Annotated in this window: 8 protein-coding genes; 5 read left to right on the forward strand and 3 right to left on the reverse strand. The window is 70.9% G+C overall.

Translation table 11 applies throughout. The features are described from left to right. Positions 1-10: 10 nt before the first annotated feature. The 3 genes from ACZ5CR_RS14820 (at position 11) to ACZ5CR_RS14830 (ending at position 3,251) form a co-directional block, all read left to right on the forward strand. Positions 11-1,078, forward strand: coding sequence for an effector-associated domain 2-containing protein (locus ACZ5CR_RS14820; protein ID WP_468857409.1), 1,068 nt, complete (start codon positions 11-13; stop codon positions 1,076-1,078). Positions 1,079-1,179: 101 nt separating this feature from the next. Continuing rightward, positions 1,180-1,368 (forward strand): hypothetical protein, encoded by a 189-nt coding sequence (locus ACZ5CR_RS14825; protein ID WP_468857410.1) that lies wholly within the window; start codon positions 1,180-1,182, stop codon positions 1,366-1,368. Positions 1,369-1,400: 32 nt separating this feature from the next. Next, a complete protein-coding gene (locus ACZ5CR_RS14830) occupies positions 1,401-3,251 on the forward strand; it encodes an HEXXH motif domain-containing protein (RefSeq protein ID WP_468857412.1) in 1,851 nt (616 codons plus the stop codon). 64 nt (positions 3,252-3,315) lie between these two features. Here the strand turns inward: ACZ5CR_RS14830 and fxsT are convergent, their stop codons facing one another. From fxsT to ACZ5CR_RS14845, 3 genes are all read right to left on the reverse strand, one after another. Next, positions 3,316-7,227 (reverse strand): FxSxx-COOH system tetratricopeptide repeat protein, encoded by a 3,912-nt coding sequence (fxsT, locus tag ACZ5CR_RS14835; RefSeq protein WP_468857413.1) that lies wholly within the window; start codon positions 7,225-7,227, stop codon positions 3,316-3,318. A 329-nt stretch (positions 7,228-7,556) separates the two neighbouring features. Continuing rightward, entirely contained in the window at positions 7,557-9,044 is a 1,488-nt protein-coding gene (locus ACZ5CR_RS14840) for a VMAP-C domain-containing protein (protein WP_468857414.1), read from the reverse strand. A 245-nt stretch (positions 9,045-9,289) separates the two neighbouring features. Continuing rightward, complete coding sequence (locus ACZ5CR_RS14845) at positions 9,290-10,393, reverse strand: threonine synthase (protein ID WP_468857416.1); 1,104 nt, start codon at positions 10,391-10,393, stop codon at positions 9,290-9,292. Between the two features lie 215 nt (positions 10,394-10,608). Between ACZ5CR_RS14845 and ACZ5CR_RS14850 the strand changes: the two genes are divergently transcribed. After that, positions 10,609-11,865: a DUF4190 domain-containing protein gene (locus ACZ5CR_RS14850; RefSeq protein WP_468857418.1), complete on the forward strand. Its 1,257-nt coding sequence runs from the start codon at positions 10,609-10,611 to the stop codon at positions 11,863-11,865. Between the two features lie 105 nt (positions 11,866-11,970). Further along, entirely contained in the window at positions 11,971-13,236 is a 1,266-nt protein-coding gene (locus ACZ5CR_RS14855) for an alpha/beta hydrolase (RefSeq protein WP_468857419.1), read from the forward strand. Positions 13,237-13,298 lie beyond the last annotated feature (62 nt).

The following is a 13,298-nucleotide window of genomic DNA, read 5'->3' on the forward strand; positions in this document are numbered from 1 at the left end:
CCCGGCCGTCATGTCGGCGCCGGGGGGCCTTGAGGCGGCGCGGGTCGCCGAAGTACTGGTGGAGAGGCCCGGTGGAGATCCCGGGCGACGCGGGTCCGGCTACCGCGTGGGCGACAGGTCCGTACTGACGGCCGCCCATGTCGTCATGGGCCGCGTGAAGTCGGTGCGGGTGCGCTTCGACGCCGATCTGCCGGGGGAGTGGAGCGCCGACGTACGCGTCGTGCTGCTCGCCGAGTCGGCGGACGTGGCGCTCCTGGAGATCACGACGGTGCCGCCCGGTGTCGAGGGGGTCGAACCGCCCCGCTACGCGGCCGTCCCCGAGAGCGATGTGGTGCTGCCCGTCAGCGTGATGGGCTTCCCGCGTTTCAAGCTGCGTGACGACAGGATGCGCCTGATCGACGACGGCGCCCCCAGCCAGTACCGCGACTCCTGCCATGCCTCCGGGACCGTCTCCGTCCTGTCCAACCGCCGCGAGGGCACACTCGAACTGGCCGTTCTCGCACCGCGCGCGGACCCCGAACCCGGGCGTTCTCCCTGGGAGGGCATGTCGGGCGCGGTGGTCTGGTCCGGTGGTGCCGTCGTCGGTGTGATCAGCGCCCACCACCGCTCGGACGGCCTCGGCAGGCTCGCGGCCCGCAGGGTGGAGCACTGGTACGGCGTACTGTCCCGGGCCGACCTCGCGCGCCTCCACCGGGACGCCGGTCTTCCCGAGCGTGGAGGGCTCGGTTCCGCGGTGGGGCCGAAGGGCACGCCGGCCCCCGCGAGCCTGGCCGCCCTCCCCTCTGACCTGCCCTTGCGTGAACTCATAGGGCTCGTCGACGCGTTGGTGGAGATACCGTCCCTGCGAGAGCCGAACGGCCTGGGCCTGGTGCTCGACAGCATCGACGCGGAGATCGCCGCGAACCGGCCGAGGGACGCCCGGCTGAGGATGGACGTCTACGGCATGGTGCGCACGTGTCTGCGCTACAGAGGCACACTCGATCAGCTCCTGGAGACCGTCCGGCTCCTGGAGGGACAGTCGGCGGAAGTGGCCGACGTGGACCGTGCGGCGGCTCAACTGGCCGATCAATACTGCTGACTTGATGTCGGGCGCGGCTCGGTCGCGGGGTTTCGCAGCGTGCCGTGCTGGGTCATCATGAGGGAAAGGGACTGCGCACGCACGGAATCGGGGGAGGGGACTTGGCAGCCGTGGAGCGATCGATGCCTGCCGTCGAGTCCGATCTCGTAGATCTCTCGGGGGTTTCTCTTGAAGCGCTGCTTTCCATGGACAGCAGTGCCATCGAGGGGTCGCTGGAGCCCCTGCTGGATCACATCGATGATGCCCAGGCCATCACGAATACCTACGGAGGGCCGTCCCGTTTCGACTGACGGGACGGCCGCGGCGCCGTGGCGGACGGCCCATGGCGGGTAGACCCACGGGGGCGGTGACACTGCCGCTCCACCAGCTGTCGATCGCCGGTTTCCATGACCTGGCGCGGGGTGAGGGCGGCCGGGCGGCGGTGGAGGAGCTCCTCGCCGCCGAGCGCAGCCGCCGCATGCTCCTTCTGCGGGCGCTGCACGACGGCCTTCCCGGGAACGGCCCGCCCCCTCAGACCGGAGCGGCGGTCTCGTACCGCGAGGCCTGGTCCCTGCTCCAGCGCGTCCAGCGGACGGCTCCGGATGTCTTCGATGACGTACTGATGTCACCGAACACGGGGATGTGGCTCTCCCTCGCGCTGCGTCGGCTCAGGGGCGCCTCCTTCGAGGACGCGCCCCTGTGGGTGGTGGCGGGGCATGTGTCGGCGCTCGCCGCGTCGGCGGGGGTGCGGGCCGGTCTCGACTTCTCGATCGCCGTGCCGGTGAGCCGGGGCGTGGCGTTCCTGCCGACGTTGGGCTGTGCGGAGCTCGGGGCGAGGGAGCCGTGGAGCACCGCGCGTGTCGAGGCGCGGGACGGTCGGCTGCGGATCACCGGGGAACACGGCACGGTCCTCGTCGGGCCGGGGGTCGAACACATCGCGCCCGGATGGCGTGCCGTGCGGCGGGTCACCCTGGGGACGGCGCGTCCGCCCATGCGCCTCGCGCTGGAGGAATTGGACCCCTACCGGACGTTCCCGCGCCCCAGCGATCCCCTGCTCCTGTCCGCGGCGGACGCACAGGCATGGCAGGTCATGCTCACCGAAGCGTGGGAGATCCTGCTGCGCGACGAACCGGAGAGTGCCGAGGCGATGCGCGCCGGGCTCGTGTCGGTGACCCCCACCCCGGCGAGGGAGAGGTTCCGGCCGCACAGCGTGACCGCGGGCGACGCCTTCGGAGGCGTCATGGCCTCACGGCCGGACGACGCCGCACAGCTCGCCGCCACGCTGGTGCACGAGTTCCAGCACATCAAGCTGGGCAGCCTGATGCGGCTTCGCCCCCTGAACACGCGCGATTCCGCCCCCGGCTCCGAAGAGCTGTTCCGCGCACCGTGGCGCGACGATCCGCGCCCGCTGGGCGGCCTGCTGCAAGGGATCTACGCCTTCGCCGGTGTCGCCCGCTTCTGGCGCGCCCACCGGCACTCCGCCGACGCCGCGCATGCTTCACTCGCGCACTTCGAGTTCGCGTTGTGGCGCACGCAGGTGTGGTCGACGCTGAACGTGGTGCGTACGCACGAGCGACTTACCCCCTTGGGCCGACGCCTCCTCGACACCCTGCGCGAGCACTGTGCTCCGTGGCTCGACGAGGCTGTGCCGGACGCGGAGCTGCGTCTTGCCGGGGAGGCGGCGGTCGGCCACCGGGCACGGTGGCGCGCTCACCATCTGCGGCCGCCCGCCACCGCGGTGGACGACGCGGTGCGGGCCTGGCGGCGCGGGGACGACCGTCCCCCGCCCGGTCTCGCCGATGAGCCCGTCCTCGTGCCGGACTCCGAGGCCCGTTTCCTGGACACCGAGGCCGTCCTGACCCGGTACCGGCTCACCGGCGCCGGCCAGGACGCGGGGGACGCCGAGGGAGCCGAGGACGCCGACGTCCTGCTGGCGCGCGACGACCGCGCCGGGGCGCGGGACGCCTTCGCCGCGCGGCTTTCGGGCAAGGGGGCGCCGCCCGGTGCCTGGGCCGGACTGGGGCGGGCCCTCGCCGGTGAGGAGGCCCACCAGGGCGCCTCCTGGCTGTTGCGGAGTTTCCCGGAGCAGGCGTGTGCGGTGCAGCGCGCGCTGGAGAACGTGACGGGGCAGGGCGCTGATCCGGTGCTGCTCGCGGAGTGGGTGGCACGTGGCGCGAAGGAGCACGACGGCTGACGCTGAGTAAGTAAGTAAGTTAGATAGGGGGCGGGTGTGTGTCACCCGCCCCCTCGCCCGTCGGCTACAGCGGCACCGGGTCGATGTCGCAGTTGGCCCGCTGGCCCGCCTTGGCCTGGAGTGTGGCGGGGTGCGGGGCGCCGGGCTCCACGAGGAGCCGTGGAGCGTCGAGTACGCGTTCCATGCGGGCCAGGGTGTCGGCACGCAGCGCGGCGCCCTCGGCTTCCTCGCCCAGCTCGATCAGGTCCATCGCGAGGTTCCCCGCGCACGCGAGCGTGGTGGGGTGGTCCTCGCCGAAGGTGGTGCGGCAGTGCTCCAACGTCCGTTGCCCGAGCTCGTGGGCCGCATGGTGGTCGCCGAGGGCGGCCAGGTCGCTGGCGAGGTTGATGGCGGTGGCGAGGACGATGGGGTGGGCCTCGCCCAGGCGTTCGGTCAGCGAGGCGAGCGCGGCCTCGTCGAGGCGCTTCGCCTCGGCGGGCTGACCGAGAAGGCGCAGGGTGACAGCGAGGTCGACGTCCGCGGACAGGACATGCGGGTGCTGCGGGGAGAAGATGTTGCGGTACTCCTGGCAGGCCTTGATGCCGCGCTCGCGTGCCGCGTTCAGGTCGCCGTTCTGGCGCAGGGCCACCGACAGGGTCAGGGCGGCGGAGAGCGACGAGGGGTGGGTGTCGCCGTATCGGCGGGAGAACTTCGAGTACGCCTCCGTGGCGAGTTCCAGGGACTGCGCGTGGTCGCCGGCCTTGCGGGAGGCCTCGCTGAGCTGGCGCATGGTGTGGATGGTCGAGGGGTTTCCGCTGCCGAACACGTCGCGGTAGGCGTCGAGGACGGCCTGCTGGCGGGCGCGGGCGCCGACGTAGTCGCCCCTCTCGCGTACGTCGATGGCGACGTTGTTCTCCGTCATCAGGGTCCGCGAGTGATCCTGGCCCAGGACGCGCAGGCGCAGCGCGAGGGTGCTCTCGTCGAGTTCGAGGGCCTGACGGAAGTCGCCGACCAGGCGCAGGCTCGTGCCGAGGTTGTGGGCGGCGTCGAGCGTCGTGGGGTCCTCCTCGCCGAACGCCCTGCGTGCCCGCTCGTAGACCGTCGCGTCCAGCTGGGCCCCGAGGGCGAATTCGCCCTCGACGCGGCGCACCGCGGCCTCCAGGCCGATCGCGGCCAGCGCGTCCTCGCGGACGTCCTCGCGTCCCGGGGGCGCCGTGCGCTCGTAGATCGCCTTGAGCTTGGCCACCAGTTCGACGGCTTCGCCGTGCCGGCCGAGGACCCAGTAGATGTAGCAGAGCCACTGCCCCATGAGCAGCGTCTGCTGGTCCTCCGCGCCGAAGACGCTCTGCCACGTCTCCCAGGCCTGTTCGGAGAAGTCGAGCGACACCTCGTGATCGCCCCAGTGGTAGAGATACCGGGCGACGTTCATGACGAGCTGACGCACCCAGGGCTGGTCCGACTTGATGGCGTCGGAGGCGATGACGTGGCCGTAGAGCTCCGCGTAGCGCGGCCAGTTCGCCGCCGTGGTGGGCGCCTTCGGGTCCGCGGCGGCCAGCAGGGTGTGGGCGCCGTGACGCATGCGGGACTGCTCCTCGGGCGTCATGCGGTTGTTCAGGACGAGCTGTACGAGGCGGTGCATCTCGATGGAATTCGTACGGTGGTCGATGCGGGCCAGGGAGTAGCGGTTGACCTCCCTTATGGCGCGCGCGAGCCGCATCGGGTCGTTCAGCGTCGCGTCGAGCTCGGGGAAGATGCTGCTGTTCCCGAGGCCGGAGAAGATGGACCGCGAGATCGGGTCAGGAGCGAAGTACGAGCAGAGCTGCAGCAGGCGCAGGGCCGAGAGGCTGCGGGTCTCCAGGTGGTCGAGTGAGACGTTCCAGGCCGCCGCGACCGGCAGCTGGTAGTCCGGGGGCGGGGACGTCTCCAGGAGTTCGGTGCGCTTGTTCTCGAAGAGGCGCAGATACTCGGATGCGGGCATGCCCGTCTCCGCACGCCACGCGGCTGCCTGCTCAAGGGCGAGCGGCAGGTCTCCCAGCGCCTCGGCGAGTCGGTCGGCCTCCTCCTCCTGGAGGGGCGGCCCGGAGTGGCGCAGGAGCTCCTTGCTCTCCTCGCGGGTGAAGACGTCCACTTCGAGCGAGCCGCCGACCAGACCCCACCGCCGGTTGCGGGAGGTCACCAGGATCGTGCCGTTGCCTCCGGTGGGGAAGTAATGGCGTACCTGCTCGGGGTTGTCGGCGTTGTCGAAGATCAGCAGCCAGCGCGAGAAGGGGCGGCCCTCGCGCAGTGCCTCACGCACCGCGGGGCCTGCGATGTTCGCCTCGGTGCTGGTCTCAAGGCCCAGGCGCCCGGCCAGTTCCACCAGGGCCTGACCGATCTGGCCCGGCCGCTCGGAGGGGATCCACCAGACGATGTCGTACTCGCTCTGGTGCCGATACGCGTATTCGATGGCCAGCTGGGTCTTGCCCACGCCGCCCATGCCGTGGATCGCCTCGGGCAGGACCGTGGTCGTGCCTTCGCGCAGACGTTCGCCGAGGAGTTCGAGGAGCTCGGTGCGGCCGGTGAAATTGGGGTTCCTCGGCGGTAGGTTTCCCCAGACACGCGGCTGTGATGTGCGGTCCCCCTCCACCGTTTGCTGAGGCGTAGTCGACATCGCTGATGCTCCTTCAAGGGCGTGCTGGGGGACGGAGGTTCCACCGCTCTTCGCCAGGCTGACTGCGTATCGACGATCGTGCCAGCCAAGTACCCCCGCGAGCAGGGCGGCGCGCTGCATGAAACGTCCGGAGAGTGCTCTCAGCGCGGCGAGTTCCACGCGGAGGAAGCCGATGTTGCGACTGTTCACCCGGGGCATGGCCAGGGTGTCCAGTGGTTCGGCGGGGGAGGGGAGCGGCGAGGGTGCTCCTGTTCCGTCGCCCGCCAACAACGCGCGTACGTCGTGCAGGATCCGTGCCGTGTCACTGCGGCGGCCCAGTGCGAGCAGCTCTTCGCGGATGTCGGGAGCGAAGGAGAACGCCACGTCCGTCACGTCGTCGCCCCCCGTCCCACTGGGCCGGACGAGGCCGCTCATAAGGAGTTCCGACGCGTGCGCCGGACCCGCTCCCGGTGTGGTCTCCAGGACCTTGCGGATGAGGGGGAGGCTCAGGGGCACGGCGGACAGACGCGTCGCCAGGGTGAAGGCCGTGGGCGACGCGCCGGCGCGGAAGTCCGACACGCGCTCCGACGCGGGCACCGTGCTGCTCGGGTCGGGGACACCGTCCGTCCAGGGCAGGGCGCGCGCCGCGTCGGGCCGGCGCTTCCACTCCCGCGCCCGGATGGCGGACATCTCGAGCCAGCGCGGCTCGGGGCCCATGACGAGCTGGGTCCAGGCCTCGGCCCAGCGGTTGGTCAGCGCGAGGACCGGCACGAGGACCGCGTCCCCCTCGACCTCGGGCTCGTCCGGGTCGTGCGACTCCACCGGGGCCTCGCGCAGCTCCCAGTCGAGTTCGTTGTTGGCCGCCCAGGCGTGGGCGGCACGCAGCCGTACCCGATAGACGTCGAGGCCCGTACGGAACCACAGCTGCTGCGGGAGTACGTGGACGACGGCGACCGGCCAGCCACGCCCCCAGGCGCGCAGGAGAGGCATGACCGCGCCCGACCGCCATCCGGCCGCGAGACCGTCGGTCAGTACGAGGATCACGCGGCGCATGTCACCGGCGCCGCCGAGCGGTTCCTCCGGCCGCACGCGGGCGGGGTCGGTCTCGTCGGTGCCGTGCAGGCGCAGCACGCGTACGCGCGCGAAGTCCCCTTCGTGGTTCAGCTCGGCGACCAGGTCGTCGACCGTCTGCTGCCACACCTTCATCGTCACATGGCTGTCGATGACGAGGACCGCTTCGGCGCGCTCCTGTCTGCCGGACCGGCCGGGCTCGGCATGTCCGAGTCGGCCGAGAACGGACGCGGCCTCACGACGTGCCCGCGTAGCCGGTCCCTGCCGTTGCCCTCCGTTGTCATGGTCGTCATGCATATGCGCCCTCAAGGCGTCGTGGCGGCCAGAACGGTTGTGCGGAGTCCCGCAGAGAGCGGGCATGCGTGACGTCCACAGGCGCAGCGTGACAGTGCGCCCGCACTGCGAGCAAGGGGGTACGGCCGCACGGGCCCCAGGGCGCGGAAATCGTGCTAGAAGTCGCGCCTTCGGCAGGAAGAGTCGCGCCTACGGCAGGGGAAAACGCGCCTGAGGCAGGAGAGTTCGTGCCGGGTGACAGCCGCACGGCAGCGGAGGCCGGCTGGTTCACGGAGCGGCACCTCCTGTCGCCGTGTGCGGGAGGTTCACGGACATGCGCTCGACGCGCCCGTTCAATGCGTCACCGGCGCACGGTCGGGGCCGGGCGGCCCGGGTCTGCGTTCCGGATCGTCGAGCAGGATCGCCAGATGGCGCCCCACGTGGTTGTCCCAGCCCTCGGGGCCGAGCGCCAGAGCCTCCTTGCGCCAATTTCCGGCGCGCGAGACCAGACTGGACAGGCCCCGGTCCTGGACCATCTCGGCGACCGCTTCCTTGAAGGCCGGGTCACCGCAGTCGCCCCGGTGCCAGATCATCGCGGGCACCCCGGCCCGCAGCCCGGCCATGAACTCCTGGTGGCCCGCGGGAGAGTCGGTCCCCGGTGGCTGGCTCAGGACCAGACAGACCGCGCGGTCGTCCTCCTTCAGCTCGCGCTCCAGGTGGAAGTGCGACTGGCCGGGAGGATTGAAGTACGAGTGGCTGTCCGCGGGCTGCTCCTTGAGCTGGCGCCATTTCTTGTGCCAGGGACGGTGCCAGGCGGCCTTGCGCAGGCGCTCGAAACTGCGGATCAGGACCGCGTAGTCCATCACCAGGGGCGTCGGTGACGAGGAGGAGGACTCCTTGTGCCACCACTCCACCGGTTCGCCGAGCAATTCCCACGGGAGGATGAATTCCAGGACGACCGGTTGCCGCAGGTCGGCCCACCGCTCCTCGGTCTGCTCGATGAGGACCTCGACCTCGGCGGGCAGCTCGTCGCGGTGCAGGTGGAGGGTCTCGCCCGGTACGGGATGCCAGCCCTCGGCGTCCGACTGCCGCCAGTGGGAGAGGAAATAGCGGTCGGGGTCCACTCCGTCGGGCTCGAACTGGATCATCAGATAGGCGGGCACCATGGGCGCCGGTGCCTGCTGGGTCATGCCGCTGCGCTGCCAGTCGGCGATCTGGTCCTCGAAGCCCCACGCCCTGGCCTGCTGACGGTTCCAGCGGCGCAGGGCCTCCGCTGCCTCCATCTGTCCGTCCTCCACCAGCTGTTCGGCGGCCAGAACCAGGAACGCCATGCTCACCGGGAGTTCCTTCGCGGCGGTGTTGTCGCCTGCCAGTCGTAGAAAGACTGCCCATCCCGTGTCGCACCACGCGGGCAATTCCTGTGTGCGCGACCGGCTGGCACGCCGGGCAAGGGCGGCGAGCCCCGCCGACGAGCGCATGTCCCGCAGAACGGGCTGCAAGGGACGCAGGTCGGCGCCGTCGAAGAACTCCACGGCCTCCCATTCGTCCACCAGCCGCAGCAGCGACAGAATGGCGGAAGACTGCTGTTCCAGGTACTTCAGGCAGCGCACCAGACACGGCAGCCCGTCAGGGACGTCCGCGCACTGTTCCACCAGGTGGAGCAGCCAGGGCCGAAGCGCCGCGTTGCGCAAGGGGGCCACGGGGCACGCCAGCTCGTCGCTCAGCATGCGTACCCATAAGTCGGCGCTGTTCTCCTGCCGTAGCGTCCCCGATTCCTGCAGTACGTCGACGATGTCGGCGACCAATTCGTGTCGAACCCTCGCCGGGCTGCGCGCTTCCACCCCCGTGACCTCCCGATCGCCATCAGTAGTTCAGCAGTCAGCACTCATGTACCGATGGTGCGGCACCGTCGTGTCGATGGTGGCGACAAGCGTACGACCACAGCCCAACTCAGGGCAGGCCTCCGGCCATTCGTGGATGAGTGCGGTCGGCGGCAGGGGTATGAGGTGGTAGTGCAACCGCAGACGATTCGGTAGACGAGTCCATCGGTGATGGCCCAGTCGGCGATGGTCCAGTCGATGTTGGTTCAGTCGGCGAGGCCGGATTTCAGACCCGCACCGCACAGCGGCACCACTGCCGTGCGCTCACCGAGAGCGCCGTCCCGTACTGCCGCCCAGCACGCGACGCCGGTCGCCTCGACGTACAGGCCGCGTTCTGCCAGATCCCGCTGGGCGGACCGGATCTGGTCCTCCGTCACCGTCAGGAAGGCGCCGCCGGATCCGCGTACCGCCCGCAGGATCTGCCGCGCGCGTGGCGGACGTGGAATCGCGATGCCCTCCGCGAGCGTGGGCGCCATCGGGGTGGTGCCCAGGGGCTCGTCGGCGCCCGCGTGCCAGGCCTCGGCCAGCGGGGAGACCGCCGCTGCCTGCACGGCGTACAGCGTGGGGGCCTTCGCGATCAGGCCCGCCGCGTGCAGCTCACGTACCGCGAGGGCCGCGCCGAGCAGCAGGGTGCCGTTGCCCACGGGCACGACGAGCGCGTCCGGCAGGCGGCCTCCCAGGTCCTCCCAGAGCTCATGGACGTACGTCTTGGTGCCCTGAAGGAAGTAGGGATTGTGGACGTGCGAGGCGTAGAAGGTGCCGGGTGCGTCGGCCGCCTCCCGGGCCGTCCGCGCCGTCTGCTCACGGTCACCGGGGACGACTTCGAGCCGCGCCCCGTGCGCGCCGATCTGCTCCAGCTTCTTCGGCGACGTGCCCTCGGGGACGTACACGGTGCAGGGCAGCCCGGCCCGCGCGCAGTACGCGGCGACCGCCGTGCCCGCGTTGCCGCTGCTGTCGGCGATGACCCGCTCCGGGGCGAGCCGCAGCGCGAGCGCGGCGAGCACGACCGCGCCGCGGTCCTTGAAGGAGAGCGTCGGCATCAGGAAGTCGAGCTTGGCCGAGATCGCGCCGTCCAGCGGTACGAGCGGCGTGCGGCCCTCGCCGAGCGAGAACGCGGGGGCGGGCAGCGGCAGGGACTCCGCGTACCGCCACAGCGAATTGACTCTTCCGGTGAGGGACTTCAGCGGCGCTGGATTGGGGGAGAAGTCCAGGTCGAGCGGGCCGCGGCAGACGGGGCAGCACCAGGCGAGAGTGCCCGCTGGGACACGGGTTCCGTCGGTGGGGCAGAAACAATCCGGCAATGCTGTCATGTCGGCAGGCTAGTTGGGGCAGTTGGGGCGGATGTGTCATGACGGGTGCGTGGCGGTCATGTCGCGTCCGGTCTTGGCCGTGGTCCTGGCTTCTCGCTAAGCCGGTACGCGAGGACGAGGTGCGCCTTGCGTACGCTCATTCGACGCGAAGCCCCGCCTGCACCGACTGCCTCACCTGCACCGACTGACCCGCACGAACCAGGAGCACGTCACCCGTGGACATACCCCCGCCGCCCGACCTCGGCGGTCGCCCCCAGCAGCCGTACGGGCAGGCCCCTTACGGGCCGCCGCCCGCACAGCCTCCGTACCCGGGCGGGCCCCAAGGGCCGTATCCGGGTGGGCCCCAGGTGCCGTACCAGCGGTGGCCCGGCCAGTACTCCCCGTACTCCCGCCCTCCGGTCAACGGCTTCGCGATCGCCTCGCTCGTCCTGGGCATCCTCTGCTTCCTGCCCGCCGTCGGCCTGATCCTCGGCCTCGTCGCGCTCGCGCAGATCTCGAAGAAGGGGGAGCGCGGCAAGGGCATGGCGATCGCGGGCAGCATCCTCTCCGTGGTCGGCATCGTGCTCCTTGTGCTCGCCGTCGCCACCGGGGCCGCACACGACTTCATGGACGGCTTCCGGCAGGGGGCGCGCGATGCCGCCCGGAGCGGCTCCGGGTTCCCCGTCGACAAGGGGGAGTGCTTCAACGTCCCGGGCGGCAAGCTCGGAGGGGCGGAGTACGCCTTCCAGGTCGACACGGTGCCTTGTTCGTCGCGGCACGACGGTGAGGTCTTCGCTTCGTTCCCGGTGAACCACGTGAGCTTCCCGGGCGACTCCGAACTCGCCTCCATCGCCGAGAAGAACTGCGTCGATCTCCAGGCCGGTTACGTCCTCGACACCTGGATCGACTGGGGCGACGCCGAGATCAACTACTTCGTGCCCGACCAGGACACCTGGCGCCAAGGAGACCGTGACGTCACCTGTCTCTTCGGCGACGCGGAGGAGAAGCGCACCCTGAAGGGCTCGTTGCGCCGCGACGGCACGAACCTCGACGCCGACCAGCTCGCCTACCTGAAGGCGGACAAGGCCCTCTACGAGGCGTTCGGGACCGATCCCGAGACGGAGAACTTCGAGGAAGACCTGCCGGGCCACAAGGAGTGGGCGGGCCGCGTCGAGAAGGGCCTCGCCGAGCAGGCGCGGCTGCTGCGCGCGCACGACTGGCCCACGAAGGCGGACGCCGACGTCACCGCCCTCGTCGAAGCGATCGACCAGAACCGCGAGCAGTGGAAGAAGGCGTCCACCGCCAAGGACGCCGACGACTTCGGTGCGTACTACGTGCCGGCGCAGCGGCACGTCGGCGGCGAGCGCGAGGCGGCGGCGCGCAAGCCCCTGGGCCTGGCGACCACTTCACCGCGTGACGCGAACCCCGGGGGCGACGGCGGCGGGAGCGGGAGTCATGAGGAGGGCGGAGGCGGGGAGGGCTTCGCGGTGTGACGCGTGGGCCCGGTCGTTGCCCGTGCCCACTCAGACCACCCTCGGACCCGTCTCACGCCACTCCTCCTAAGGGCTTTTTGTCCGCTTCTGTGATAGTTCTTCGGCGTGACGACCGTCATGACGCCGACCGTCGCGCCCCAGCGCGTTCCGGGGCCCGCGACACCGGACTCTCCCCGAAGGGGCGGCCACAACGGCAGGAAAGAGCCCAGGGTTTCGTGCGTCGCGCACCTCTCCCGCGGGCTCCTCCTCGTCGTCGCCCTCCTGAACGCCGCCCTCGTCGTGCTCGTCGCATCGCCGCTGCCCCGCGTCCCGCTCCTGGTGCTCGTCGCGGCGGCCGTCACCTCCTGGGGGCTCGTGCTCGTGCCGTCCGCGGTCATCGGCCTGACGGTCGGAGTGCTCGCGGGGCGACGGCACCCCTGGTGCGCCGGACTCGCCGTCCTTACGGCGTTCGTCGCGCTCGTCTACGGAGTCATGCCGTACGCCGCCGCCTGCCGAACCGCCCAGGACTACGGACAATCCCTGGCCCCCACCGCCTACTTCGATGGCATCAACTACGCGAAGGCTCCCGACGGGGACCGTACGCGCCGCTACGCCCGCATCGGTGAGCGGCGCGGCAAGCTGGACCTCTGGACCCTGCCGAAGCGGGACGGGGTGCGTCATCCGGCCGTGGTCTGGGTGCACGGAGGCGGCTGGAACAAGGGGCACCGGAGCCAGAGCCCCGCGTGGAACCGCTGGTTCAACGCACGCGGCTGGTCGGTCTTCGACATCGACTACCGGCTCGCGCCCCGCGTGACCCAGCTCGATCAGATCGGCGACGTGAAGTGCGCCGTGGGCTGGGTGCGACGGCACGCGCGCGCGTACGGCGTCGATCCGGACCGCCTTGTCCTCGCGGGGAGTTCGGCGGGCGGCAATCTCGCCCTCTCCGCCGCCTACACGGAGGGTGATGACCGCGTCCCCGCGTCCTGTGCGGTGCGTGACAGTTCGGTCGCCGGGGTGATCTCCCTCTACGGGCCGACCGACATGGGGCGCCTCATCGCCGGGACCGCGCTGCGCGGCGACCCCATGATCCCGCGCCTGATGGGCGGTTCGGCGAAGGCCGTCCCCGCCCGCTACCTGCTGGGTTCGCCCGCGAAGCTCGTACGGACCGACGTGCCGCCCACGCTCCTGCTGCACGGCAGCGCGGACCGCGCGGTGCCGGTGGCGCAGGCCCGGGAGCTGGCGCGGCGACTCGACGCGGCGGGGGCCCCTGCGACGTATGTCGAACTGCCCTGGGCGGACCACTGCTTCGACGTGAACTGGGGCGGGTGGGGGAGTCAGATCGCGAGATCGGCGATTTCCCGCTTCCTCGCCATCCGGGGCGAGAGCGTCTGATCGCCGTCTCCTGGATCGTCGCGAGAACGTGATCGTTCCGGCGGGAATGTGATCGCCATAGC

It is taken from the genome of Streptomyces sp. NPDC031274, from assembly GCF_055570235.1.